The following is a 25308-nucleotide window of genomic DNA, read 5'->3' as shown; positions in this document are numbered from 1 at the left end:
CGGTCGGGGACATCCCATACAGCTCGCCGGCGTCAAGACACCGGCGTACCAACGAGGAGATCGGTTCGTGACGATCCGCGTAGGCATCAACGGCTTTGGCCGCATCGGTCGTAACTACTTCCGCGCGCTGCTGGAGCAGGGTGCAGACATCGAGATCGTGGCTGTCAACGACCTGGGTGACACCGCGACCACCGCTCACCTGCTGAAGTACGACACCATCCTGGGCCGCCTCAAGCAGGAGGTCACGCACACCGCCGACACGATCACCGTCGACGGCCACACCATCAAGGTGCTGTCCGAGCGCAACCCCGCCGACATCCCGTGGGGCGAGCTGGGCGTCGACATCGTCATCGAGTCGACCGGCATCTTCACCAAGAAGGAAGACGCCGCGAAGCACATCGCGGGCGGTGCGAAGAAGGTCCTCATCTCGGCCCCGGCCAAGGACGAGGACATCACCATCGTGATGGGCGTCAACCACGACAAGTACGACCCGGCGAACCACCACGTCATCTCCAACGCCTCCTGCACCACCAACTGTGTGGCGCCGATGGCCAAGGTCCTCGACGAGAACTTCGGCATCGTCAAGGGCCTGATGACGACCGTCCACGCGTACACGAACGACCAGCGCATCCTGGACTTCCCGCACAAGGACCTGCGCCGCGCCCGTGCCGCCGCCGAGAACATCATCCCGACCACCACCGGTGCCGCCAAGGCCACCGCCCTGGTCCTGCCGCAGCTCAAGGGCAAGCTGGACGGCATGGCCATGCGCGTCCCGGTCCCGACCGGCTCCGTCACCGACCTGGTCGTCGAGCTCGGCCGCGAGGTCACCAAGGAAGAGGTCAACGCCGCCTTCCAGAAGGCCGCCGAGGGCGAGCTGAAGGGCCTCCTCGAGTACACCGAGGACCCGATCGTCTCCTCGGACATCGTCAACGCCCCGGCGTCCTGCACCTTCGACTCCTCCCTGACCATGGTCCAGGAGGGCAAGAACGTGAAGGTCATCGGCTGGTACGACAACGAGTGGGGCTACTCCAACCGCCTCGTCGACCTCACGGTCTTCGTCGGCAACCAGCTCTGATCACCGGAGCAGGCACCTCGATGTGAGAGCAGGGCTCGGTCAGCGCGCACCGCGTTGTCCGAGCCCTGCCGCACGTACTGATCGACCAGCCCTCTCAGGAGTCCCCTCATGAAGACGATCGACGAACTTCTCTCGGAAGGTGTGGACGGCAAGCGGGTCTTCGTCCGTGCCGACCTGAACGTGCCGCTGGCCGACGGTGTCATCACCGACGACGGCCGCATCCGCGCCGTACTGCCCACCGTCAAGGCCCTCGCGGACGCCGGTGCCAAGGTGGTCGTCGCCTCGCACCTCGGCCGCCCCAAGGGTGCCCCGGACCCCGCCTTCTCGCTGCTGCCCGCCGCCCGGCGCCTCGGTGAACTCCTCGGTGCCGAGGCGCAGTTCGCCACCGACACGGTCGGCGAGTCCGCGCAGGCCACCGTCGCCGGACTGGCGAACGGTCAGGTCGCGGTCATCGAGAACCTGCGCTTCAACGCCGGCGAGACGGCCAAGGACGACGCCGAGCGCGCCGCCTTCGCCGACCGGCTCGCCGCCCTCGCCGACGTGTACGTCGGTGACGGTTTCGGTGCCGTGCACCGCAAGCACGCCTCCGTGTACGACCTCCCGGCCCGGCTGCCGCACTACGCCGGCCACCTCATCGCCACCGAGGTCGGTGTCCTGAAGAAGCTCACCGAGGACGTCCAGCGGCCGTACGTCGTCGCTCTCGGCGGCGCCAAGGTCTCCGACAAGCTCGCCGTGATCGACCAGCTGCTCGGCAAGGCCGACCGCCTCCTCATCGGCGGCGGCATGGCCTACACCTTCCTCAAGGCCAAGGGCTACGAGGTCGGCATCTCCCTCCTTCAGGAGGACCAGATCCCGGCCGTCACCGAGTACATCGAGCGCGCCGAGAAGACCGGCGTCGAGCTGGTCCTGCCGGTCGACGTCCTGGTCGCCCCCGAGTTCCCGGACCTGAAGACCAAGGCTCCCGCGAACCCCACCACCGTCGCCGCGGACGCCATCCCGGCGGACCAGGAGGGTCTGGACATCGGTCCGGAGACCCGCAAGCTGTACGCCTCGAAGCTCGCCGACGCCGCCACCGTCTTCTGGAACGGCCCCATGGGCGTCTTCGAGCACCCCGACTACGCCGAGGGCACCAAGGCGGTCGCCCAGGCCCTCGTCGACTCCAAGGGCTTCACCGTGGTCGGCGGCGGCGACTCCGCCGCGGCCGTGCGCACCCTGGGCTTCGACGAGAACGCATTCGGCCACATCTCGACCGGTGGCGGCGCCTCCCTCGAATACCTCGAGGGCAAGACGCTCCCCGGCCTCGCCGCACTGGAGGACTGACCTTAATGAGCACGCGCACGCCGCTGATGGCGGGCAACTGGAAGATGAACCTCAACCACCTCGAGGCCATCGCCCACGTCCAGAAGCTCGCCTTCGCCCTGGCCGACAAGGACTACGAGGCCGTCGAGGTCGCCGTCCTGCCGCCCTTCACCGACCTGCGCTCCGTGCAGACCCTGGTCGACGGCGACAAGCTGAAGATCAAGTACGGCGCCCAGGACCTCTCGGCGCACGACTCCGGTGCGTACACCGGCGAGATCTCCGGCGCGATGCTGGCCAAGCTGAAGTGCACATACGTGGCGGTCGGCCACTCCGAGCGCCGGCAGTACCACGGCGAGACCGACGAGCAGGTGAACGCCAAGGTCAAGGCCGCCTTCAAGCACGGCCTGACCCCGATCATGTGCGTCGGCGAGGAGCTGGAGGTCCGCGACGCGGGCAACCACGTCACGCACACGCTCACCCAGGTCGAGGGCGGTCTGAAGGACGTGGCGGCCGAGCAGGCCGAGACCATCGTGATCGCCTACGAGCCCGTCTGGGCCATCGGCACCGGCAAGGTCTGCGGCGCCGACGACGCCCAGGAGGTCTGCGCGGCGATCCGCGGCAAGATCGCCGAGCTGTACTCCCAGGACGTCGCCGACAAGGTCCGCATCCAGTACGGCGGCTCCGTGAAGTCCGGCAACGTCGCCGAGATCATGGCCAAGGCCGACATCGACGGCGCGCTGGTCGGCGGCGCCTCGCTGGACGCGGACGAGTTCGTCAAGATCGTCCGCTTCCGCGACCAGTGAGTATGCGGTAGCGGCGATACGTCGTACCCTTGCGGGGTCCAGCAGTGCATGCTGGACCCCGTCGTCGATCCAGATCCGAGGAAGTTGGTCCAGCCGTGGTTATGGGGTTCTCGATCGCCCTGATCGTCTTCAGCCTGCTGCTGATGCTGCTGGTGCTGATGCACAAGGGGAAGGGCGGCGGCCTCTCCGACATGTTCGGTGGCGGCATGCAGTCGTCCGTCGGCGGCTCCTCGGTCGCCGAGCGCAACCTGGACCGCATCACCGTGGTGGTCGGTCTGCTGTGGTTCGCGTGCATTGTCGTGCTGGGCATCCTGATGAAGGTCAGCAACTGACCGGCACACACATTCCGCACGTAACGCCCCATGTTGGGTACGCGCACCGGAGCGCGGCCTATCATGGGGCTTGCGTCTTGATATGGGGTCGGTAACTCCAATCACTGGACGCGCGTTGGGCCTTACGTAGACTGAGGCGCTCGCAGCGAAGCGAAACGCCGACTCGCTTCGCGGCACCATCACGCAGGGAGTTACGACCGTGGCAAGTGGCAACGCGATCCGAGGAAGCCGGGTCGGGGCGGGGCCGATGGGCGAGGCCGAGCGCGGCGAGTCCGCGCCCCGTCTGCGCGTCTCCTTCTGGTGCTCCAACGGGCACGAAACACAGCCGAGCTTCGCCAGCGACGCACAGGTTCCCGACACCTGGGACTGCCCGCGCTGCGGGTTCCCGGCCGGACAGGACCGGGACAACCCACCGGCCCCGCCGCGCACCGAGCCGTACAAGACGCACCTGGCGTATGTACGGGAGCGGCGCAGCGACGCGGACGGCGAGGCGATCCTCGCCGAGGCGCTCGCCAAACTGCGGGGCGAGATCTAGGAATTGAGCTCCGGCCGGGCACCGAGCCGTGCCCGGCCCGACGGCTGACGCCTGTGGTGCTGACACCTGTGGTCAAGGTGAACGTATCTGTTGTTGCACGGCACGACGACGCGACGACAGCTCACGTCTCCCACTGATCAATTAGGTTGGGACCATGAACGCAGACGGCCGTACCAGGCTCAATCAGACGCCCGAGTGGACCGCTCTGGCCAAGCACCGTGAGGAGTTCGCGGACACCCATCTGCGGGATCTGTTCGCGGCGGACCCCGGGCGCGGCTCCGGCTACACGCTGCAGGTCGGGGACCTGTACGTCGACTACTCCAAGCACCTCGTCACCGACGAGACCCTGCGGCTGCTGCGCGAGCTGGCCGCCGCTAGGGGCGTCTTCGGCCTGCGGGACGCCATGTTCCGCGGCGAGAAGATCAACACGACCGAGAACCGCGCCGTCCTGCACACCGCGCTGCGGGCGCCGCGCGAGGCCGTCATCGAGGTCGACGGGGAGAACGTCGTGCCGGCCGTGCACGCCGTTCTCGACAAGATGGCCGACTTCGCCGAGCGGGTCCGTTCGGGGGAGTGGACCGGGCACACCGGCCGGCGGATCCGCAACGTCGTCAACGTCGGCATCGGCGGCTCCGACCTGGGCCCGGCGATGGCGTACGAGGTGCTGCGCGCCTTCACCGACCGCGATCTGACGGTCCGCTTCGTCTCCAATGTCGACGGCGCCGACCTGCACGAGGCGACGCGCGACCTGGACCCGGCCGAGACGCTGTTCATCATCGCCTCCAAGACCTTCACCACCATCGAGACGGTCACCAACGCCACGTCCGCGCGAAAGTGGCTGCTGGACGCGTTGGGTGACGAGGCCGCCGTCGCCAAGCACTTCGTCGCTCTGTCGACGAACGCCGAGAAGGTCGCGGAGTTCGGCATCGACACGGCCAACATGTTCGAGTTCTGGGACTGGGTCGGCGGCCGCTACTCGTACGATTCCGCGATCGGCCTGTCGCTGATGATCGCCATCGGGCCGGACCGCTTCCGGGAGATGCTCGACGGCTTCCGCCTGGTCGACGAGCACTTCCGCACCGCCCCCGCCGAGTCCAACGTGCCGCTGCTGCTGGGCCTGCTGGGCATCTGGTACGGCAACTTCCTGGGCGCCCAGTCGCACGCCGTACTGCCCTACAGCCACTACCTGTCCAGGTTCACCGCCTACCTCCAGCAGCTCGACATGGAGTCCAACGGCAAGTACGTCGGCCGGGACGGACACGAGGTGGACTGGCAGACCGGACCCGTCGTCTGGGGCACGCCCGGCACGAACGGGCAGCACGCCTACTACCAGCTCATCCACCAGGGCACGAAGCTAATCCCGGCGGACTTCATCGGGTTCGCCGAGCCGGTCGCCGAGCTCAGCGACGAGCTGAAGGCCCAGCACGACCTGCTGATGGCCAACTTCTTCGCCCAGACGCAGGCACTGGCCTTCGGCAAGACGCCGGACGAAGTGCGCGCCGAGGGTGTGCCGGAAGAGCTGGTGGCGCACAAGACGTTCAAGGGTGACCACCCGACGACCACGATCCTCGCGCGTGAGCTCACGCCGTCGGTGCTCGGCCAGTTGGTCGCTCTGTACGAGCACAAGGTGTTCGTCCAGGGCGCGGTCTGGAACATCGACTCCTTCGACCAGTGGGGCGTCGAGCTCGGCAAGGTCCTCGCCAAGCGCGTCGAGCCCGCGCTCACCGAGGGCGCCGAGGTGCCCGGCCTGGACGCGTCCACCAAGACGCTGGTCGCCAAGTACCGGGAGCTGCGCGGGCGTTGAGCCGGTGCCGGGTGGCCGCGCGGACGTTATTCGGATGCGCGGCCACCGGTCGGCGGGTGACACTGCTCCGGCTCCGTCACCTGCCGGAAGGAATCCCATGGACCAGCTCCTGGCCGCGCTCGCCGACCCGGAACGGCTGCAGCTGTATGCCCGCATCGTGCTGCAGGACCTGCCGCCACGCGAGGAGGACGCGCCCGCGGTGCGCAAACACCTGGGACGCCTGATCTCGGCCGGGCTCGTGGAACGCCGTCCCGACGGCTCCCTGACGGCCGACGCGTCGGTCTTCCGCCGCGCACGCCCCGCCGAACCGGCGGCGGACGGCGTGCCCCGGCGGCTGACCGGGTTCTTTTCCCGCGGGCGGCTGACGTCGATCCCGGTCCGTCCGGTCGTACGCCGTGAACTGCTCGAGCATCTGACGGAAACACTCTTCGCGGCCGAGCGCAGCTATACCGAGCGCGAGGTCAACGAGGCGTTCCGCACCGTCCACGACGACACGTCCGCGCTGCGCCGCTACTGCGTGGAGAACGGTCTGCTCGTGCGCGAGCGCGACGGCAGCAGCTACCGGCGCGTCACCGCGGTCTCCGGGTGACGACGCCGGGAGTCGCGCTCAGGCCACCGCGCTGAGCGTGTCCGCGAGGCGGCGCCGGGCCGCTCGGGCGGCCGGGAGGGCGGCGAGGGCGGTCGCGCCGAGTACGGCGGACGCCCCGAGGAGCAGCAGCAGGGCGGGGGAGGGACCCTGGGCGATGCCGGCGCCGAGGCCGCTGGATCTGCCCTGGGCGTCGATCAGCCAGTGCGCCAGCGGCAGCCCGAGGGCCAGGGCGGCGAGCAGGGCCGCCAGTGCCGTACAGCCGGTGGCCGTGACCGTGATCGCGGTGATCTGGCGTGGGGACAGGCCGATCGCCTTCAGGGCCAGCAGGTCCCGCTCGCCCTCGCGGACCGTGCCGCCGATCGCGGTCAGCAGCTCGATGAGCCCGATCAGGGCGAGCACGGCGATCAGCCCGAGGACGACTCCGCGCAGCGGGGACAGCCCGTCGGCCGGGTTCGTCACGGTGTGCACGTCGAGGTGGCCGCGTCCGGCCGTGGCGAGTCGGTCGGCGACCTCGTGCGGGTCGGCGCCGGCGGTCAGGCGGAGCTGGTGGAGGGTCGGGCGGAGGCCGGGGTCGTTCTCGCGGAGGGTGTCCAGGGAGGTGGAGACGACCCGGCCGGCGTTCTCCGGCTCGATGCTGCGGCCCACGATGTGCAGGACCTGCGGCTGGTCGCCGACGGTCATCCGCACCCAGTCGCCCACCCGTACGTCCAGCAGGTCGAGCAGCCCCTGCCCGGCCACGGCCTCGTCGGGCCCGCGCGCGGGGCGGCCCTCGGCCAGCGTGTACGGATAGGGGTCCGCTCGGGTGCCGAGGCCGCGCAGGGCGATGGTCGCCGTCTGGCCCGGTACCAGGGCGGCCACTTCGACGCCCGGGTAGGCGGCGGCGACCTGCGGGTCGCGTTCCAGCAGGGCGCGGGCGTCCCGGTCGTTCAGGCCCGCGTCGGCCCGGACGGTCAGCGCGGCGGGGAGGCCGATCCGCTCGGGGCTGCTGTGGAAGCGGTCGATGGTGGTCCATGCGCTCATCGCCACCACGATCAGCAGCAGCGGCAGCGCGAGCCGGGCGACCGTGCCCAGGGACCGGGGCCGACGGGTGAACGCCTTGTGCCAGCCGAGGACCAGCGCGGGCGGCACCCGTACGCCCAGTGCGCGCCGCGCCACGCCCGACAGCCGGCCGCCGAGGGGTGCCGTGGCCCGGGGCACGGGCACCGGGGGCACCCGTCCCGCCCGCCATGCGGCGAGCCCGGTGGTCGCGCCGATGAACAGCACCGCGCCCACCGGCACCACGATGAGGGCGGCCGTATGCCCGGGCAGTCCCTGCCACACGCCGACCGCGTCTCCGAACCGCCCCGGGATCCGCCTGCCCAGCGCCTCGGTGAGCGCGGCGGCGGCCACGGCGCCCAGCAGGGCGTACGCCAGATGCTGGAGCAGAAAGACCCGGACGACCTGGCCTGGCGTGAAGCCGATCGCCTTCAGTACGGAGATGTCCCGCAGATGGCCACGGATACGGGTGCCGATCGCCCCGTGCACGGCGAGTCCGGCGGCGATCAGCGCGCCAAGACCGAACAGCCCCAGCACCTGGCCGAGCAGCCGGTTGTCGCCCTGCGCCTCGGCGCGCGCCTGCTGCCAGGTGGAGACCTCGCCGATCGCTCCGGCGCCCAGCAGGGTCACGGCGCGCTGGACGGCGTAGTCCGTGTCGTCCGGGTCCGTCAGGCGCACGCCGATGACCTGTCCGCCGGGGTCGGGCACCGCGGACGGCAGCGCCCAGACCAGGCCGGGCTGTTCACCCGGCCGGTAACGGGGCTCGGCGCTGTCGGCGACGCCCACGACGGTCAGCTTCCGCGCGGTGCCGGGCAGGGTGAGCGGGTCGCCGGGCTGGGCCAGCAGGGCGCGGGCGAGACCGCTCTCCAGGACCACGCCGTCGGGGGTGGCGGGATCCAGCCAGTGGCCTGAGGTGAGCAGCGGGCGGTCGACGGAGGGCAGCTCCCCGGTGCCGCGCAGTTCCACCGAGGCGCGGGTGCCCCGGGAGGCGACGGTGGTGGAGGCGGTCGGAAGGGGACCGGCGACGGACTCGACGCCGTCCAGCGCGGCCAGCTTCCGGGTGTCGGCGGAGGCGTCGGTGTGCAGCCAGACGTGGGCGCCGCGGGCCTGGGTGAAGACCCGCTGCCAGGGGTTGGTGGCGTACCCGAAGAGGGCGGTGGCCAGCAGCAGCGACACGACGATGCCCGCCGTGGCGAGGACGAGGAACAGCGCCTCGCCGCGGTGCGTGCGCAGATCGGAGTGTGCCCAGCGCAGGGTGGCTCGCACGGGCCTCAGCCCCTCGGCCCGAAGTCAGCGCAATGGTCGTACGCCCGCATGTCAGTCCCTGAGCTCCAGCACACCCGATATCCCGGAGCGGCGCGCAGGCGGGCCGCCGTCCAGTTCCGCGTCGTCGGCGATCCGCCCGTCGAAGAAGCTGATCACCCGGTCCGCGGCGCTCGCCAGCCGCGCGTCATGCGTGACGAGCAGGATCGTCTGGCCGCGCTGGTGGAAGCGGGACAGCAGCCGCATCACCTCACGGGTGCCCTTGCTGTCCAGGCTGCCCGCGGGTTCGTCGGCGAGCAGCAGGGGCGGATGGTTGACCAGGGCACGGGCGAGCGCGACCCGCTGCTGCTCGCCGCCGGACAGCTCGCCCGGCATGCTGCGCTCCTTGCCCGCGAGCCCCAGCTCGGTCAGCAGCTGCTCCCGCTCGGCGCGCGCCCGCTTCGGCGGCACCCCGGCGAGGAGAGCCGGCAGCTCGACGTTGTCGGCGACGGACAGGTTCGACACCAGGTTGAAGAACTGGAAGACGATCCCGATCCGCTTCCGGCGCTCCACCGCCCAGCGCGCCTCGCTGTACGCGTCCGTGCACTCACCGTCCAGCCAGATGCTTCCCGCATCCGGCCGCTGGAGCCCGCCGAGCAGATGCAGCAGCGTCGACTTCCCAGCACCGGACGGCCCGGTGATCGCCACGAACTCGCCCCGCCGCACGCTCAGGTCGACCCCGCGCACGGCATACGCGGGCGCGCCCTCGCCGTAGTGCGTCCTGACCAGGCCCTCGGCGCGCAGCACGGGAGCGGAACCGTCGCTCACTGAAGCTCCTCCAGCTCTTCCTGGCACCGCTCCAGCCAGTCGAGGTCGGCCTGCAGATGCAGCATCGCGCCCTCGATCAACAGGTGGGCGATGCGGTTGTCCCGGTCTTCGGCGGCGGCCAGCTTCGACAGTTGACGCATGGTGTTCAGATACTGGCGCCGTTGCTTGTTGATGAGGGCGATCTGGTCGGCGATACCGGTCTGCGGGGCGAGTGCCAGCTTCATGAAGAACTCGTCCCGCACCCGTGGCTCGTCCTCGGGCTCCTCGAACCAGGCGCGCAGCGCCTCACGCCCGGCTTCGGTGAGGTGGTAGACCTTCTTGTTGGGCCGACTGGACTGTTCGACGTCCTCGCCCTCGATCAGTCCCTGCTTCTCGAGGCGGCCGAGGGTGACGTAGATCTGGCCGACGTTCGGCTGAGGGTACGCGGAGCCCAGCAGTTGCTCAAGGTCCTGCTTGAGCTCGTAGCCGTGGGCCGGGCCACGGGCCAGGAGGGCCAGGAGGGGCAGGCGCACGCGTGCAGTCCTCCTGTCTCGGCAATGTGCTCCAGGCCCTAGTATCGCCCATACCTAACGGGTATACATGGCCTCTGACCCCGGGCGAAGGTGCCCGTGGCCGGTGTACAGGGAGGAACCTATGCGGTGGATGCGCGCCGCCGGTAGGGGCCTTCTCGTTCTGCTCGTGCTCCTGACCGGTTACGTCGCCTCCGGCGCCCAGGCGCAGGAAGATACCGGAGGCGGCCGCGGCCCGCTCACGCTCGCCACCGCCGGAGATCTCACCAACTATCTCGGCCCCCTCCTCCAGGGCTGGAACCGCACCCACCCCGACGAGAAGGTGACCCTCGTCGAACTGCCCGACTCGGCCGACGAGACCCACGCGCAGATGGTCACGGACCTGCGCAGCGGCGACCGCAGCCGGTTCGACGTCCTCAACATCGACGTCAACTGGACGTCGGAGTTCGCCGGGGCGGGCTGGATACGGCCCCTTCCGCGCGACCGCTTCGGACTCGGGACCTTCCTGCCGCCGGTCGTCGACACGGCGACCTACGACGGGCAGCTCTACGCGGTCCCGTACGTCACCAACGCCGGGCTGCTGCTGTACCGCAAGGACGTCCTCGCGAAGGAGGGCGTCCCTCCGCCGCGCACCTGGGCCGAGTTGGAGCGGGCCGCGAGGACCGTCGCCCCGAAGTACGGACTCGACGGCTACGCCGGCCAGTTCCTGCCGTACGAGGGCCTCACCGTCAACGCGGCCGAGGCCGTCTACTCGGCGGGCGGCACGATCCTCGGTGACGAGGGCGCGCGCGTCACCGTGGACTCGGCGGCGGCCCGTGAGGGCATCGGGTTCCTCGCGCGTGGGGTGCGCGAGGGCTGGGTACCGAAAGCGGCGCTGACGTACAAGGAGGAGGAGTCCAAGCAGGCCTTCCAGGACGGCCGGCTGCTCTTCCTGCGCAACTGGCCGTACGCGTACGTCGGTGCCTCCGCCAAGGGCTCGAAGGTCGCCGGGAAGATCGGCGCCGTACCGCTGCCGGGGCCGGACGGGCCGGGGACGAGTGTCCTCGGCGGCTCCAATCTGGCCGTCACCGCACACGCCCGGCACCCCGACACCGCCGCGCGCCTGATCGCGTACCTCACCGGCGAGCGCGTCCAGCGCCAGGTCCTCACGCGCGGCGCACTGCCGCCCGTACGGGCCGACCTCTACGAGGATCCCGAGCTCGTCAGGGAGTTCCCGTACCTGCCGACCCTGCGCGAGAGCGTGCTCACGGCCGCGCCGCGCCCCAAGAGCCCGCACTACGACCAGGTCAGCCTGGCGGTGCAGGCGGTCGTGCACGACGCGATGACCGGGCGGCAGACGCCCGAAGCGGCGGTGCGGCGGCTGGCGCGGGAGCTGGCCGCCATCTCTCGCCGCTAGCCCTTCGCCGACTCTTCATAGTTACTTGTTAGGTAACGCCGACATCTCATCTGCGCTCTCAATGCCCGGATAAGTCGAGATTTCATCGCCCAACATCCCAGTAGCTTTCTGCCCGTTCGTTGACACCCTCGCGACACGTCTACTTAACATGCATGCATAACCGTCAGCTCGCACAGACAGGTCAACGGGGTGAGTCTCCACCGCACAGAAGCCCGCCACTGGTGGCGCGACGCAGTGATCTACCAGGTGTACGTCCGCAGCTTCCTGGACAGCACCGGCGACGGCATCGGCGATCTCGCCGGCGTCCGGGCCGGGCTGCCGTACCTGAAGAAGCTCGGCGTCGACGGGATCTGGCTCAGCCCCTTCTATCCCTCGCCGCAGCACGACCACGGCTACGACGTGGCCGACTACTGCGACGTCGACCCGACCTTCGGCGACCTCGCCGAGTTCGACCTGCTGGTGAAGGCCGCCCGGCGGCTCGGCGTCAGGGTGCTGCTGGACATCGTGCCCAACCACTGCTCCAGCGAGCACCCCTGGTTCCGCGAGGCGCTTGCCGCCGGGCCGGGCAGCGCGGCCCGCGCCCGCTTCCACTTCGCCGACGGCCGTGGTCCCGACGGCTCAGAGCCGCCCAACAACTGGCACGCCATGTTCGGCGGACCGGCCTGGAGCCGGGTGACGGAGGCGGACGGGCGGCCCGGCCAGTGGTACCTGCACATGTTCACGCCCGAGCAGCCGGACTGGAACTGGCGCGACCCCGAGGTCCCCGCCGAGTTCGAGAGGATCCTGCGCTTCTGGCTGGACCGGGGCGTCGACGGCTTCCGTATCGACGTCGCCGCCGGGCTCTTCAAGCACCCGGAGCTGCCCGACTCCCCGGACCCCGAGGCCGACGCCCGCACCCGCGACTCGGTCAACCCGCTGGCCTGGAACCAGCCCGAGGTGCACGAGGTGTGGCGGCACTGGCGCGCGATATGCGAGGACTACACCGCCCGCGACGGCCGCGAGCGCCTGCTGGTCGGCGAGGTGTCCGTGCCCACCGCCCGCGAGCACGCCCGGTACGTCCGCGCCGACGAGCTCCACCAGGCCTTCTTCTTCGACCTGCTCAGCGCCCCCTGGGACGCCGACGCCTTCCGCAAGGTCGTCTCCGAGGCCATGCAGGACATAGCCGGCACGGGCTCGACGGTCACCTGGGTCCTCAACAACCACGACCAGGTCCGCACCGTCACCCGCTACGGCGAACCCGCAACCGAGGGCAGCGGACTCGGCGCCGCCCGCGCCCGCGCCGCCGCGCTGCTCATGCTGGCGCTGCCCGGAGCCGCGTACATCTACCAGGGCGAGGAGCTGGGCCTGCCCGAGGTCGTCGATCTGCCCGACGACGTGCTCACCGACCCGATCTTCCGCCGCACCGGCAGCCGGGCCCGGATCCGCGACGGCTGCCGGGTGCCGCTGCCGTGGTCGGGACAGGCCTCGCCGTTCGGCTTCACCTCCGGGGTCGAGGGCGCCAAGCCGTGGCTGCCGCAGCCGGAGTGGTTCGCCGAGCACGCCACCGACCGCGCCCTCGCCGACACCCGCTCCTTCTGGCACCTGTACCGCGACGGCCTCCAACTGCGCGCCTCTCTGCCCCAGTTGGGCGAGGGCTCGCTGCGCTGGCTGGACACCCCGCCCGGTGTCCTGGCCTTCGTCCGCGGCGACGACCTGGTCTGCGCCGTCAACTTCGGCACCGCGCCCGTGCCCGCGCCGGTCTCCGGCACCCCGCTGCTGTCCAGCGGCCCCTGCCCGGCCGGGGTGCTGCCCGGGTCGACGGCCGCCTGGTGGATCAGCGACCTCTGATATTCCGTCAACTCCCCATAACCCGAAGGGACATCAACGATGATGCGACGACGTACCACCCTGCTCACCAGCTGCACCGCCCTCGTCCTGGCGCTCGGCGCGACCGCCTGCGGCGGCGGCCCGGTCACGGCCGGCGGCGGCGACAAGGCCCTCAGCGGCCAGACGGTCACCGTGGCCGGCGTCTGGTCCGGCAGCGAACAGGAGAACTTCCAGAAGGTGCTCGACGCCTTCAGCGAGAAGACCGGAGCCAAGACCCAGTTCGTCTCCACCGGGGACAACGTCTCCACCGTCGTCGGCAGCAAGATCGAGGGCGGCAACGCCCCCGACGTCGTGATGGTCCCGCAGGTCGGCGTGCTCCAGCAGTTCGCGAAGGAGGACTGGCTCAAGCCGCTGTCCAAGACCGCACAGCAGTCCGTCGACGCCAACTACGCCGATGTCTGGAAGACGTACGGCAGCGTCGACGGCACGCTGTACGGCCTGTACTTCAAGGCCGCCCACAAGTCGACCGTCTGGTACAGCCCCGACGCCCTCGCCCAGGCCGGGGTCGAGCCGCCGAAGACGTACGAGGAGATGCTGGAGGCCGGGCAGACCGTCTCCGACTCCGGGCTCGCCGCCTTCTCGGTCGCCGGGCAGGACGGCTGGACGCTCACCGACTGGTTCGAGAACATCTACCTCTCCCAGGCCGGACCCGAGAAGTACGACGCCCTCGCCGCGCACGAGCTGAAGTGGACCGACCCGACCGTGGTCGAGGCGCTCACCACGCTCGGCAAGCTGTTCAAGGACAAGCAGCTGGTGGCCGGCGGGCAGAAGGGGGCCCTCAACACCGACTTCCCGGGCTCGGTGGAGAAGGTGTTCGGGCCGAAGCCCGAGGCCGGCATGGTCTACGAGGGCGACTTCGTCGCCGGGGTCGCCAAGGACCAGTTCGGCAAGAGCATCGGCGAGGACGCGAACTTCTTCCCGTTCCCGGCGGTCGACGGCGGCACGGCGCCGGTCGTCAGCGGCGGCGACGCGGCCGTCGTCCTGAAGGACGGCAAGAACGCCGAGGCCGGCATGAAGCTCCTGGAGTACCTCGCGACCCCCGAGGCCGCGGCCGTGTGGGCCGAGGCGGGCGGCTTCCTCTCCCCGAACAAGAAGCTCGACCTCGCCTCCTACGGCGACGACGTCACCCGGGCCACCGCCGAGTCCCTGGTCGGCGCGGGCGACTCGGTCCGCTTCGACATGTCCGACCAGGCGCCGGCGGCCTTCGGCGGCACCAAGGGTGCGGGCGAGTGGAAGATCCTGCAGGACTTCCTGCGCGACCCCTCGGACCCGAAGGGCACCGCCGCCGAGCTGGAGGACGCGGCGGCCAAGGCGTACGGGAACTGACGCCATGACCGCAACGCTCGTGAAAGAGGCGAGCCCCCCGGCCGCCGCCGGTGCCGGAAGCGGCCGGCGCCCGCGGCGTCGGGGGCGGATCGTCGCCCTGCTGTTCGTCTTCCCCGCGCTGCTCCTGCTGGGCGCCCTGGTCGTGTACCCCGTGCTGTTCTCCATCGGCCGCAGCTTCTTCGACGCCTCCGGGACACAGTTCGTCGGTGGCGACAACTACACCGAGATGTTCCGCGACCCGGCGACGCTCAAGGCCGTACGCAACACGGCGATCTGGGTCGTGGTGGCGCCGACGCTGCTGACCGGGCTGGGGCTGATCCTGGCCGTCCTGGTGGAGAAGGTCCGCTGGGCGACGGCGTTCAAGCTGCTGCTGTTCATGCCGATGGCGGTGTCCTTCCTCGCCGCGGGCATCATCTTCCGGCTCGCCTACGACGAGGACCCGGACAAGGGTGTCCTGAACGCCGCCGTGGTCGGCGTCCACGATGCCTTCCAGGGCACGTCGTCCTATCCGACGGCCCGGGCGCGTGACGGCCAGGGCATGACCAAGGAGGCGGGCGGGGCGTACCGGACGACCGCGGGCGTGTCGCCGGGGGACACGGTGGCGCTCGGCCTGGTCGGCGTGCTGCCCAGCGACCTGCCCGGCGGTGCTGGGCCCGCGTACCCGGCGGCCGAACGCAAGGCCGCCCCCGGTGAGCTGCGCGGAGTCGTGTACCTGGACTTCACGCCCGGCGGCGGAGGGGAGCAGGGCAGGGTCGACCGGCGGGAGAGCGGGCTGCCGGAGATGACCGTCGAAGCGGTGCGCGACGGGAGGACGGTCGGCACGACGACCACCGCGTCCGACGGCTCCTTCCGCTTCGAGGGGCTGGAGGCGGGCTCGTACACGGTGCGGCTGCCCGCCTCGAACTTCGCCCCGCCGTACGAAGGCGTCTCCTGGCTGGGGCCGGCGCTGGTGACGCCCGCGATCATCGGCGCGTATCTGTGGATCTGGACCGGCTTCGCGATGGTGCTGATCGGTGCGGGACTGTCGACGCTGCCCCGGGACGCGCTGGAGGCGGCGCGGATGGACGGCGCCAACGAGTGGCAGATCTTCCGGAAGATCACGGTGCCGCTGCTCGCGCCGGTGCTGACCGTGGTGTTCGTGACCCTCGTGATCAACGTGATGAAGGTCTTCGACCTCGTCTACATCATCGCGCCCGGCCCGGTGCAGGAGGACGCGACCGTCCTGGCGACGCAGATGTGGCTGGTGTCCTTCGGCGGGGGCAACGACCAGGGGCTCGGCAGTGCGCTCGGTGTGCTGCTCCTGCTCCTGGTGATCCCCGCGATGGTCTTCAACGTCCGCCGTTTCCGAAGGAGTCAGCGATGAACGCCGTCCGACGGGGCCTGGGCAACAGCCTGGTCCAGGCCTTCCTAGTGGTGGTGGGCCTGATCTGGCTCACCCCGCTGGCGGGGCTGTTCCTGTCGTCGCTGCGGTCCGCCGAGGACACGGCGAAGGGCGGCTGGTGGACGGTGTTCACCAGCCCCGGCCGGCTGTCCTTCGACAACTACTCCGCGCTGCTGGAGAACGCCGGGATCACACAGGCGTTCTGGAACACGGTACTGATCTCGGTCCCGGCCACGGCGCTGGTCGTCGTCATCGCGGCACTCGCCGGATACGCCTTCGCCTGGCTGGACTTCCCCGGCCGCGAGCCGCTCTTCCTGCTGGTGGTCGCGCTGCTGGTGGTGCCGGTGCAGATCGGCCTGCTGCCGGTGGCCAAACTCTTCGGCCAGCTGGGGCTGTTCGGCACGATCCCGGGTGTGGTGCTCTTCCACGTGGCCTACGGTCTGCCGTTCGCGGTGTTCCTGCTGCGCAACTACTTCGCCGAGATACCGAAGGAGATGCTGGAGGCGGCACGCATGGACGGCGGCAGCGAGTGGCGCATCTTCACCCGCCTCATCCTGCCGGTGGGCCGGCCCGCCATCGCCAGCCTGGCCATCTTCCAGTTCCTGTGGGTCTGGAACGACATGCTGGTGGCCCTGCTGTTCGCGGACAGCTCCTCGCAGCCGCTGACCGTCGAACTCCAGTCACAGATCCGGCAGTTCGGCAGCAACATCGACGTACTGGCGCCGGGCGCCTTCGTGTCGCTGATCGTGCCGGTGGCGGTGTTCTTCGCCTTCCAGCGGCACTTTGTGCAGGGGGTGATGGCGGGATCGGTGAAGTAGAGGAGGGGCGGCAGGGGCCGGAACCCCGTGCCGCCCCGTCCGTCACGGTGACGCCGGCGGATACAGCGACCTCGGCAGCTGGGCTGCCGCCGCCGAGTCCAGCAGCCACAGGGTGCGGGCGCGGCCGTATGCGCCGGCGGCCGGGGCCTGGATCTCGCCGGCGCCCGAGAGGGCGATCGCCGCGGCATTGGCCTTGTCCTCGCCGGCTGCCAGCAGCCAGACCTCACGCGCCGCTCGGATGGCGGGGAGCGTGAGGGTGACGCGGGTCGGCGGAGGCTTGGGGGCGCCGTGGACGCCGACGACCGTGCGGTCCGTCTCCCGTACGGCGGGGAGTTCCGGGAACAGCGAGGCCACGTGGGTGTCCGGGCCGACGCCCAGCATCAGGACGTCGAAGGTGGGGACCGCGCCGTGGTTCTCGGGGCCTGCCGCGCGGGCCAGTTCCTCGGCGTAGGCGGCTGCGGCGGCGTCCACGTCCGAGCCGTACGGGCCGTCCGACGCGGGCATGGCGTGCACGCGCTTCGGGTCCAGCGGGACGGAGTCGAGGAGAGCCTCGCGGGCCTGGGTGACATTGCGGCCGGGGTCGCCCTCGGGAAGGAAGCGCTCGTCGCCCCACCAGAGGTCCAGGCGGCCCCAGTCGATGGCGTCCCGGGCGGGCGCGGCGGCCAGCGCGGCCAGCAGGCCGTTGCCGTTGCGGCCGCCGGTCAGCACGACGGACGCACTGCCGCGCGAGGCCTGGGCGTCCACGATCTTCGTGATCAGCCGGGCCGCGGCGGCCTGCGCCATCAGCTCCTTGTCGTGGTGGACCACGAGTTGGGGAGTGTTCACTTCGCCGCCGCCTTCTTCACCGGTGCCGGCGCCGCCGCGTCCTTCGCGGGAGCTTTCGCAGCCGTCTCGACGGGAGCCGGGACCGCGACTGCTTCTCCTTTGGCCGGCGGCCCGGCCTCCGCGGCCTTGCCGTTCGACGGGTTCAGCCGGTCCACGCCGTACCGCAGCGCCGACGCGTAGGTGTCGTCCGGGTCCAGCCGCCGCAGCTCCTCCGCGATCAGCTCGGCCGTCTCCCGGCGTTTGAGCGCCACCGCACGGTCCGGCTGTCCCTGGATGGACAGGGTCGCCAGGGAGCCGTCCGCGCGGTCGAGCATGATCGCACCGCAGTCGGTGTCCATACGGACCGCCGTGAGACCGGGGCCGGAGGACAGCGAGCGCTTGACGGGGACGTCCAGCCGGTCCGCGAGCCACATCGCCAGCAGCTCACAGCTCGGGTTGAACTCCTCACCCTCCACCTCGACGCCCTTGACCTGGCAGTCCACCTGGTCCAGGGCGGCGGCCAGCATCGAGCGCCAGGGCGTGATGCGGGTCCACGACAGGTCCGTGTCGCCGGGGGTGTAGGTCTTGGCGCGGGCGGCCAGGTCCCGCACCGGCTGCTCGGCGGCGTACGAGTCGGTGACCCGGCGCTGGGCCAGCGCACCGAGGGGGTCCTGCGCCGGGTCGAGGGGCGCGTTCACCGGCCACCAGACGACCACGGGGGCGTCGGGCAGCAGCAGCGGCAGGACGACCGACTGGGCGTGGTCGGCCACGTCGCCGTACAGCCGCAGCACGACCGTCTCGCCGGTGCCCGCGTCGGCGCCCACCCGGACCTCGGCGTCCAGGCGGGACTTCGTGCGGTCGCGCGGCGAGCGCGAGACGCGCCTGATGACGACGAGGGTGCGCGAGGGGTGCTCGTGCGAGGCGTCGTTCGCGGCCTTCAGGGCGTCGTAGGCGTTCTCCTCGTCGGTGACGATGACCAGGGTGAGGACCATGCCGACGGCGGGTGTGCCGATGGCGCGGCGGCCCTGCACCAGCGCCTTGTTGATCTTGCTGGCGGTGGTGTCGGTGAGGTCTATCTTCATGGCCGGCGCCAGCTCCGTCCGTCTCGTTCGAGCATGTCGTCCGCCTCGACGGGACCCCACGTTCCCGCCGGGTACTGCGCGGGCTTGCCGTTGCCGTCCCAGTACTCCTCGATCGGGTCGAGGATCTTCCAGGACAGCTCGACCTCCTCGGTGCGCGGGAAGAGGTTCGAGTCGCCGAGCAGGACGTCCAGGATGAGCCGCTCGTACGCCTCCGGGCTGGACTCCGTGAAGGACTCGCCGTATGCGAAGTCCATGGAGACGTCCCGGATCTCCATCGAGGTGCCGGGCACCTTGGAACCGAAGCGGACGGTGACGCCCTCGTCGGGCTGGACGCGGATGACGATCGCGTTCTGGCCCAGCTCCTCGGTGGCCGTCGTGTCGAAGGGGGAGTGCGGGGCGCGCTGGAAGACGACCGCGATCTCCGTCACGCGGCGGCCGAGGCGCTTGCCGGTGCGCAGATAGAAGGGGACGCCCGCCCAGCGGCGGTTGTCGATCTCGAGCTTGATCGCGGCATAGGTGTCGGTCTTCGACTGGGCGTCGATGCCGTCCTCGTCGAGATAGCCGATGACCTTCGCGCCGCCCTGCCAGCCGGCCGCGTACTGACCGCGGACGGTGTCGCGGCCCAGGTCCTTCGGCAGCCGCACGGCGCCGAGCACCTTGGTCTTCTCCGCTGCCAGCGCGTCCGCGTCGAAGGAGGCGGGCTCCTCCATCGCGGTCAGCGCCATCAGCTGGAGCAGGTGGTTCTGGATGACGTCACGGGCGGCGCCGATGCCGTCGTAGTAGCCGGCCCGGCCGCCGATGCCGATGTCCTCGGCCATCGTGATCTGCACATGGTCGACGAAGGACCGGTTCCAGATCGGCTCGAACATCGTGTTGGCGAAGCGCAGCGCCAGGATGTTCTGGACGGTCTCCTTGCCCAGGTAGTGGTCGATGCGGAAGACCTGGTCCGGGGCGAAGACCTCGTGCACGACCTTGTTGAGCTCCTCGGCCGACTTCAGGTCGTGGCCGAAGGGCTTCTCGATGACCGCGCGCCGCCAGGAGCCGCCCCGCTGGTCGGCAAGACCGTGCTTCTTCAGCTGCTGGATGACCACCGGGAAGGACCGCGGCGGCACCGACAGATAGAAGGCGAAGTTGCCGCCCGTGCCCTGCGCCTTGTCCAGCTCCTCGATCGTGCCGCGCAGCCGGTCGAAGGCGTCGTCGTCGTCGAAGGTGCCCTGGACGAAGCGCATGCCCTGGATGAGCTGCTGCCAGACCTCCTCGCGGAACGGCGTCCGGGCGTGCTCCTTGACTGCGTCGTGGACCTCCTGCGCGAAGTCCTCGTTCTGCCACTCGCGGCGGGCGAACCCGACCAGCGAGAAGCCCGGCGGCAGCAGACCCCGGTTGGCGAGGTCGTACACCGCGGGCATCAGCTTCTTTCGTGACAAATCGCCCGTGACGCCAAAAATGACCAGGCCCGACGGCCCCGCGATACGCGGGAGCCGTCGGTCTGCGGGGTCACGCAGCGGGTTGCTGCTCGACAAGGTTTCAGCCCTCCGAAGGGGCGAGGCGCTTGAGTTCGGCCTCGGTCGACGCCAGCAGGTCGTTCCAGGACGCCTCGAACTTCTCGACGCCCTCGTCCTCCAGCAGCTGGACGACGTCGTCGTACTTGATTCCGAGCCGCTCGACCGCGTCCAGATCGGCGCGGGCCTGCTCGTAGGTACCGGCGACGGTGTTGCCGGTGATCTCACCGTGGTCCTCGGTGGCCAGCAGGGTGGCCTCCGGCATGGTGTTCACGGTGTTCGGCGCGACCAGGTCGTCGACGTACATGGTGTCCTTGTACGCCTTGTCCTTCACACCGGTCGACGCCCACAGCGGACGCTGCTTGTTCGCGCCCGCGCTCTCCAGCGCGCTCCAGCGGTCCGAGCCGAAGACCTCCTCGTACGCCTGGTAGGCGAGCCGCGCGTTGGCGACGGCGGCCTTGCCGCGCAGCGCCTTGGCCTCGGGCGTGCCGAGCGCGTCGATCCGCTTGTCGATCTCGGTGTCCACCCGGGACACGAAGAAGGACGCCACCGAGTGGATCAGGGAGAGGTCGAGGCCCTTCTCCTTGGCCTTCTCCAGGCCGGAGAGGTAGGCGTCCATGACCTCGCGGTAGCGCTCCAGCGAGAAGATCAGCGTGACGTTGACGCTGATGCCGTTGCCGATCGTCTCGGTGATCGCCGGCAGGCCCGCCTTGGTGGCCGGGATCTTGATCAGGGTGTTCGGCCGGTCCACCAGCCAGGCCAGCTGCCTGGCCTCGGCGACCGTCGCCTTGGTGTTGTGGGCGAGACGCGGGTCGACCTCGATCGACACCCGGCCGTCCTTGCCGCCGGTCGCCTCGAACACCGGGTGCAGGATGTCCGCGGCGTCCCGGACGTCCGCCGTGGTGATCATGCGGACGGCCTCGTCGACGGTGACCTTGCGGGCGGCGAGGTCCTCGAGCTGCTGCTCGTAGCCGTCGCCGCTGCTGATCGCCTTCTGGAAGATCGTCGGGTTGGTGGTGACGCCCACGACGTGCTGCTGGTCGATCAGCTCGGCGAGGTTGCCGGACGTGATCCGCTTGCGCGACAGGTCGTCCAGCCAGATCGCGACGCCTTCATCGGAGAGGCGCTTCAGTGCGTCTGTCATGGAAATTGCATCTCCTACGTGTCGTTATACGAGCGTCAGCGCTGGGTGGCGGCGATCGATTCCCGGGCCGCCGCGGCCACGTTCTCGGCAGTGAAGCCGAACTCGCGGAAAAGGACCTTGCCGTCGGCCGACGCACCGAAGTGCTCCAGGGAAACGATGCGACCGGCGTCCCCGACGTACTTGTGCCAGGTGAGACCGATACCGGCCTCGACCGCGACCCGGGCCTTCACGGACGGCGGCAGGACGCTGTCCCGGTACCCCTGGTCCTGCTCCTCGAACCACTCCACGGACGGCATGGACACCACCCGCGTGGGCACGCCGTCGGCCTGGAGCTGCTCGCGTGCCCCGACGGCGACGTGCACCTCGGAACCGGTCGCGATCAGGATGACCTCGGGCTCGCCGCCCTCGGCCTCGAACAGGACGTAACCGCCCTTCGCCGCATCGTCGTTCGGCTCGTACGTCGGCACGCCCTGGCGGGTGAGCGCGAGGCCGTGCGGGGCGCCCTTGCCGAACTCCTTGGTGTAGCGCCTGAGGATCTCGCGCCAGGCGACCGCCGTCTCGTTGGCGTCCGCCGGGCGGACCACGTTCAGACCCGGGATCGCACGCAGCGAGGCCAGGTGCTCGACCGGCTGGTGGGTCGGGCCGTCCTCGCCGAGCCCGATGGAGTCGTGCGTCCACACGTACGTCACCGGCAGGTGCATCAGCGCGGACAGACGCACGGCGTTGCGCATGTAGTCGGAGAACACCAGGAACGTGCCGCCGTAGATACGGGTGTGGCCGTGCAGCGCGATGCCGTTCATCTCGGCGGCCATCGAGTGCTCGCGGATGCCGAAGTGGACGGTCCGGCCGTACGGGTGGGCCTCCGGCAGCGGGTTGTCCGCCGGGAGGAACGACGACGTCTTGTCGATCGTGGTGTTGTTCGAGCCGGCCAGGTCGGCGGAGCCGCCCCACAGCTCGGGGATGACCGGACCGAGCGCCTGCAGCACCTTGCCGGACGCGGCACGCGTGGCGACGCCCTTGCCGGGCTCGAAGACCGGGAGCTTCTCCTCCCAGCCGGTGGGCAGCTCGCCCTTGCTGATGCGGTCGAACTCGGCGGCGCGCTCGGGATTGTTGTTGCGCCACTCCTGGAAGGACTTCTCCCACTCGGCCTTGGCCTGACGCCCGCGGTCGACGGCCTTGCGGGTGTGGCCGAGGACCTCGTCGGACACCTCGAAGGACTGCTCCGGATCGAAGCCGAGGACGCGCTTGGTGGCCGCGACCTCCTCGTCGCCGAGCGCCGAGCCGTGGGCGGCCTCGGTGTTCTGCGCGTTCGGGGCGGGCCAGGCGATGATCGAGCGCATCGCGATGAAGGACGGCCGGTCCGTGACCTTCTTGGCCTCCTCGATCGCGTTGTAGAGGGCGTGCGGGTCGAGGTCGCCGTCCGGCTTCGGAGCAACGCGCTGGACGTGCCAGCCGTAGGCCTCGTACCGCTTGACGGTGTCCTCGGAGACCGCTGTCTCCGTGTCGCCCTCGATCGAGATGTGGTTGTCGTCCCACAGCAGGATCAGGTTGCCGAGCTTCTGGTGGCCCGCGAGGGAGGAGGCCTCGGCGGAGATGCCCTCCTGGAGGCAGCCGTCACCGGCGATGCAGTAGATGAAGTGGTCGAACGGGGACGCGCCCTGCGGGGCGTCCGGGTCGAACAGACCGCGCTCGTAGCGGGCGGCCATCGCCATGCCCACCGCGTTGGCGACACCCTGGCCGAGCGGGCCGGTGGTGGTCTCGACGCCCTTGGTGTGGCCGTACTCGGGGTGGCCCGGGGTCTTCGACCCCCACGTCCTGAAGGCCTTCAGATCGTCCAGCTCCAGGCCGAAGCCGGCCAGGTACAGCTGGGTGTAGAGGGTCAGGGACGAGTGGCCGGCGGACAGCACGAAACGGTCCCGCGCAACCCAGTCGGCGTCCGCCGGGTCGTGCCGCATCACCTTCTGGAAGAGGGTGTAAGCGGCCGGCGCGAGGCTCATCGCCGTACCCGGATGGCCGTTGCCGACCTTCTGTACGGCATCGGCGGCCAGGACACGGGCCGTGTCGACGGCCCGCTGGTCCAGCTCGGTCCACTCGAGGTCTGTGGTGGTCGGCTTGGTGCTCACCCTGGGTCAGGGCTCCTCTCCACATGTCGAAGGCCGGTGACCTGGACGTACACCGGCTGCCGGTGTACATCGCGCCCACCGGCCGTTGTCGAGCCTACCCCCGTAAGAACGTGCGTTTTCTCGCGTCATTCCAGACTGCCGGGAGTCGCGGGGATCCGCCCCCCGACCGGGCCATTCCGCATTCGGCAAATGAATACGGAGCCGCTCATCCGACTGCTCAATCGGCCCCCGACATGCACCCCTGAGCACGCCGCCCAACACGACCCACCCCCGCGAAGGCCGCGGTATGGGCAACGTCTACAGTGGCGTGGTACGCGCGAGCCTTTACCGGGACTTCACACGGGGAGGCTTGCTGGGATGTCTCTGTCAGGGGTGTGCGTGACGGCCGTTGAATCCCGTCCTGCGGGAGTAACCGGGACGAGCCCGACCCACCGGCCGTTCGGGGCCCGTGTGAAGGCGTTCGTGGCGCTGACCAAGCCGCGGATCATCGAGCTTCTGCTCATCACCACGGTCCCGGTGATGTTCCTTGCCGAGCAGGGTGTGCCGGACCTCTGGCTGGTACTCGCGACCTGCATCGGCGGCTATCTGTCCGCGGGCGGCGCCAACGCGCTGAACATGTACATCGACCGTGACATCGACGCGCTCATGGACCGCACCTCGCAGCGGCCGTTGGTCACCGGCATGGTCTCCCCGCGAGAGGGCCTCGTCTTCGGCATCACCCTCGCCGTCGTCTCCACGCTCTGGTTCGGACTGCTCGTCAACTGGCTGTCCGCGTGGCTGTCGCTGGGCGCCCTGCTGTTCTACGTCGTCGTCTACACGATGATCCTGAAGCGGCGTACGTCGCAGAACATCGTGTGGGGCGGCATCGCGGGCTGCATGCCCGTCCTCATCGGCTGGTCGTCGGTCACGAACTCCCTGTCGTACGCCGCCGCCATCCTCTTCCTCGTCATCTTCTTCTGGACGCCGCCGCACTACTGGCCGCTGTCGATGAAGGTGAAGGACGACTACGCGCGCGTGGGCGTGCCGATGCTTCCGGTCGTCGTCTCGAACAAGGTGGTCGCCCGGCAGATCGTCCTCTACAGCTGGGTGATGGTCGGTGCGTCCCTGCTCCTGCAGCCGCTCGGCTATACCGGCTGGTTCTACACGGTGGTGGCCCTGGTGACGGGCGGCTGGTGGCTGTGGGAGGCCCACGCGCTGCAGGCGCGCGCCCAAGCCGAGGTCACGGGCGCCAAGCTCAAGGAGATGCGTCTGTTCCACTGGTCCATCACCTATGTGTCACTGCTGTTCGTGGCGGTGGCGGTGGATCCCTTCCTGCGATAGCACTCGTTGACGGGCGGGGTGCGTGGTCAAGGCCACGCACCCCGCCCGTCGCCGTTTGATCTACTCGTCGGTAGCATCCTGGCCATGGGAGACACGCAGCAGGTTGACGCGAAGGCCGAGCGCAAGGTGGCCCGCCTCGCCAAGCAGATCAACGCCTTCGCCAAGGCCCACGGCGGCGCCGAGGGCCAGGTCGCGTACATCGGCGACCGCGGCGCCCGTATCGTCCTGGTGGGCGAGGACGGCGGCTGGGGCGACCTGGTGGCGCCGACGTACGCGATCGCGGAGCGGGCGGTCCAGAAGTCGGGGATCACGGTCCACGAGGCTTTCGACGGCGAGTTCGCGGCGAAGGTGAAGACAGGCTCGTACGAGTGGAAGCGCATGGCCGGCATCCAGGTGGGCGGCTGAACTACGGGCCCGCGGCCGAACAGGCACCCGAACGCAACACCTCACCCCCGGTTCACCCGTTAGGACTCGTAACCGCACGAGCCACGGGGAGCC

At 70.1% G+C, this 25308-nt stretch carries 22 protein-coding genes; 14 read left to right on the top strand and 8 right to left on the bottom strand.

Annotated elements, in window-relative coordinates:
• The first annotated feature begins 67 nt into the window (after positions 1-67).
• From gap to ACFVJQ_RS01180, 7 genes are all read left to right on the top strand, one after another.
• Positions 68-1075, top strand: a complete 1008-nt coding sequence (gap, locus tag ACFVJQ_RS01210) for a type I glyceraldehyde-3-phosphate dehydrogenase (protein WP_224740139.1) — start codon at positions 68-70, stop codon at positions 1073-1075.
• Positions 1076-1183: 108 nt separating this feature from the next.
• Positions 1184-2395: a phosphoglycerate kinase gene (locus ACFVJQ_RS01205; protein WP_385509198.1), complete on the top strand. Its 1212-nt coding sequence runs from the start codon at positions 1184-1186 to the stop codon at positions 2393-2395.
• Positions 2396-2400: 5 nt separating this feature from the next.
• Entirely contained in the window at positions 2401-3177 is a 777-nt protein-coding gene (gene tpiA, locus ACFVJQ_RS01200) for a triose-phosphate isomerase (RefSeq protein WP_385509197.1), read from the top strand.
• 101 nt (positions 3178-3278) lie between these two features.
• Positions 3279-3509 carry a preprotein translocase subunit SecG gene (gene secG, locus ACFVJQ_RS01195; RefSeq protein ID WP_224740157.1) on the top strand — a complete coding sequence of 77 codons (231 nt, stop codon included), beginning with the start codon at positions 3279-3281 and terminating at the stop codon, positions 3507-3509.
• Between the two features lie 199 nt (positions 3510-3708).
• Positions 3709-4044, top strand: a complete 336-nt coding sequence (locus ACFVJQ_RS01190) for an RNA polymerase-binding protein RbpA (RefSeq protein ID WP_129797281.1) — start codon at positions 3709-3711, stop codon at positions 4042-4044.
• A 154-nt stretch (positions 4045-4198) separates the two neighbouring features.
• Entirely contained in the window at positions 4199-5848 is a 1650-nt protein-coding gene (gene pgi / locus ACFVJQ_RS01185) for a glucose-6-phosphate isomerase (RefSeq protein WP_385780001.1), read from the top strand.
• Between the two features lie 97 nt (positions 5849-5945).
• A complete protein-coding gene (locus tag ACFVJQ_RS01180; protein ID WP_385509195.1) occupies positions 5946-6437 on the top strand; it encodes a DUF2087 domain-containing protein in 492 nt (163 codons plus the stop codon).
• 18 nt (positions 6438-6455) lie between these two features.
• Here ACFVJQ_RS01180 and ACFVJQ_RS01175 read toward each other — a convergent pair whose 3' ends face one another.
• Genes ACFVJQ_RS01175 through ACFVJQ_RS01165 form a run of 3 tightly spaced genes read right to left on the bottom strand, consistent with a single transcriptional unit; the run spans position 6456 to position 10054 of the window.
• Complete coding sequence (locus ACFVJQ_RS01175) at positions 6456-8738, bottom strand: FtsX-like permease family protein (protein WP_385779998.1); 2283 nt, start codon at positions 8736-8738, stop codon at positions 6456-6458.
• A gap of 51 nt (positions 8739-8789) precedes the next feature.
• Positions 8790-9542, bottom strand: a complete 753-nt coding sequence (locus ACFVJQ_RS01170; protein ID WP_385509193.1) for an ABC transporter ATP-binding protein — start codon at positions 9540-9542, stop codon at positions 8790-8792.
• Entirely contained in the window at positions 9539-10054 is a 516-nt protein-coding gene (locus ACFVJQ_RS01165) for a PadR family transcriptional regulator (RefSeq protein WP_129797277.1), read from the bottom strand. Before ACFVJQ_RS01165 ends, ACFVJQ_RS01170 begins: the two co-directional genes overlap by 4 nt.
• Positions 10055-10175: 121 nt before the next feature.
• Here ACFVJQ_RS01165 and ACFVJQ_RS01160 point away from each other — a divergent pair, with 121 nt between their 5' ends.
• From ACFVJQ_RS01160 to ACFVJQ_RS01140, 5 genes are all read left to right on the top strand, one after another.
• Positions 10176-11447, top strand: coding sequence for an ABC transporter substrate-binding protein (locus ACFVJQ_RS01160; protein WP_385509192.1), 1272 nt, complete (start codon positions 10176-10178; stop codon positions 11445-11447).
• A gap of 189 nt (positions 11448-11636) precedes the next feature.
• Entirely contained in the window at positions 11637-13274 is a 1638-nt protein-coding gene (locus tag ACFVJQ_RS01155; RefSeq protein WP_385779993.1) for a glycoside hydrolase family 13 protein, read from the top strand.
• A 39-nt stretch (positions 13275-13313) separates the two neighbouring features.
• Positions 13314-14639 (top strand): ABC transporter substrate-binding protein, encoded by a 1326-nt coding sequence (locus ACFVJQ_RS01150; RefSeq protein ID WP_385779991.1) that lies wholly within the window; start codon positions 13314-13316, stop codon positions 14637-14639.
• 4 nt (positions 14640-14643) lie between these two features.
• Positions 14644-16002, top strand: a complete 1359-nt coding sequence (locus ACFVJQ_RS01145; protein ID WP_385779988.1) for an ABC transporter permease subunit — start codon at positions 14644-14646, stop codon at positions 16000-16002.
• Positions 15999-16838, top strand: coding sequence for a carbohydrate ABC transporter permease (locus ACFVJQ_RS01140; protein ID WP_385509188.1), 840 nt, complete (start codon positions 15999-16001; stop codon positions 16836-16838). The genes ACFVJQ_RS01145 and ACFVJQ_RS01140 overlap by 4 nt, the downstream gene beginning before the upstream one ends.
• A gap of 42 nt (positions 16839-16880) precedes the next feature.
• Here ACFVJQ_RS01140 and pgl read toward each other — a convergent pair whose 3' ends face one another.
• Genes pgl through tkt form a run of 5 tightly spaced genes read right to left on the bottom strand, consistent with a single transcriptional unit; the run spans position 16881 to position 23490 of the window.
• Positions 16881-17663, bottom strand: a complete 783-nt coding sequence (pgl, locus tag ACFVJQ_RS01135; protein ID WP_385509187.1) for a 6-phosphogluconolactonase — start codon at positions 17661-17663, stop codon at positions 16881-16883.
• Entirely contained in the window at positions 17660-18724 is a 1065-nt protein-coding gene (opcA, locus tag ACFVJQ_RS01130; protein WP_385509186.1) for a glucose-6-phosphate dehydrogenase assembly protein OpcA, read from the bottom strand. The genes pgl and opcA overlap by 4 nt, the downstream gene beginning before the upstream one ends.
• A complete protein-coding gene (gene zwf, locus ACFVJQ_RS01125; RefSeq protein WP_385509185.1) occupies positions 18721-20244 on the bottom strand; it encodes a glucose-6-phosphate dehydrogenase in 1524 nt (507 codons plus the stop codon). The genes opcA and zwf overlap by 4 nt, the downstream gene beginning before the upstream one ends.
• Positions 20245-20248: 4 nt before the next feature.
• Complete coding sequence (tal, locus tag ACFVJQ_RS01120; protein WP_385509184.1) at positions 20249-21367, bottom strand: transaldolase; 1119 nt, start codon at positions 21365-21367, stop codon at positions 20249-20251.
• Positions 21368-21402: 35 nt separating this feature from the next.
• Positions 21403-23490, bottom strand: a complete 2088-nt coding sequence (gene tkt, locus ACFVJQ_RS01115; protein ID WP_385779984.1) for a transketolase — start codon at positions 23488-23490, stop codon at positions 21403-21405.
• Positions 23491-23868: 378 nt separating this feature from the next.
• Here tkt and ACFVJQ_RS01110 point away from each other — a divergent pair, with 378 nt between their 5' ends.
• Positions 23869-24810 (top strand): heme o synthase, encoded by a 942-nt coding sequence (locus ACFVJQ_RS01110; RefSeq protein WP_224740155.1) that lies wholly within the window; start codon positions 23869-23871, stop codon positions 24808-24810.
• An 84-nt stretch (positions 24811-24894) separates the two neighbouring features.
• Entirely contained in the window at positions 24895-25215 is a 321-nt protein-coding gene (locus tag ACFVJQ_RS01105; RefSeq protein ID WP_385509182.1) for a hypothetical protein, read from the top strand.
• Positions 25216-25308 lie beyond the last annotated feature (93 nt).

It is taken from the genome of Streptomyces sp. NPDC127197, from assembly GCF_042672405.1.
In the GTDB taxonomy this organism is placed as follows: domain Bacteria; phylum Actinomycetota; class Actinomycetes; order Streptomycetales; family Streptomycetaceae; genus Streptomyces; species Streptomyces flavusporus.
Note: the sequence above shows the minus strand (reverse complement) of the source record. Positions and strands in the feature narration are given on the sequence as shown.

Coding starts and splice junctions, on each gene's coding strand:
- secG (WP_224740157.1), top strand. CDS start 3,279: ATGGGGTTCTCGATCGCCCTGATCGTCTTCAGCCTGCTGCTGATGCTG.
- ACFVJQ_RS01160 (WP_385509192.1), top strand. CDS start 10,176: ATGCGGTGGATGCGCGCCGCCGGTAGGGGCCTTCTCGTTCTGCTCGTG.
- ACFVJQ_RS01105 (WP_385509182.1), top strand. CDS start 24,895: ATGGGAGACACGCAGCAGGTTGACGCGAAGGCCGAGCGCAAGGTGGCC.
- tpiA (WP_385509197.1), top strand. CDS start 2,401: ATGAGCACGCGCACGCCGCTGATGGCGGGCAACTGGAAGATGAACCTC.
- ACFVJQ_RS01205 (WP_385509198.1), top strand. CDS start 1,184: ATGAAGACGATCGACGAACTTCTCTCGGAAGGTGTGGACGGCAAGCGG.
- ACFVJQ_RS01145 (WP_385779988.1), top strand. CDS start 14,644: ATGACCGCAACGCTCGTGAAAGAGGCGAGCCCCCCGGCCGCCGCCGGT.
- ACFVJQ_RS01140 (WP_385509188.1), top strand. CDS start 15,999: ATGAACGCCGTCCGACGGGGCCTGGGCAACAGCCTGGTCCAGGCCTTC.
- ACFVJQ_RS01180 (WP_385509195.1), top strand. CDS start 5,946: ATGGACCAGCTCCTGGCCGCGCTCGCCGACCCGGAACGGCTGCAGCTG.
- ACFVJQ_RS01150 (WP_385779991.1), top strand. CDS start 13,314: ATGATGCGACGACGTACCACCCTGCTCACCAGCTGCACCGCCCTCGTC.
- tal (WP_385509184.1), bottom strand. CDS start 21,367: ATGACAGACGCACTGAAGCGCCTCTCCGATGAAGGCGTCGCGATCTGG.
- opcA (WP_385509186.1), bottom strand. CDS start 18,724: ATGAAGATAGACCTCACCGACACCACCGCCAGCAAGATCAACAAGGCG.
- pgi (WP_385780001.1), top strand. CDS start 4,199: ATGAACGCAGACGGCCGTACCAGGCTCAATCAGACGCCCGAGTGGACC.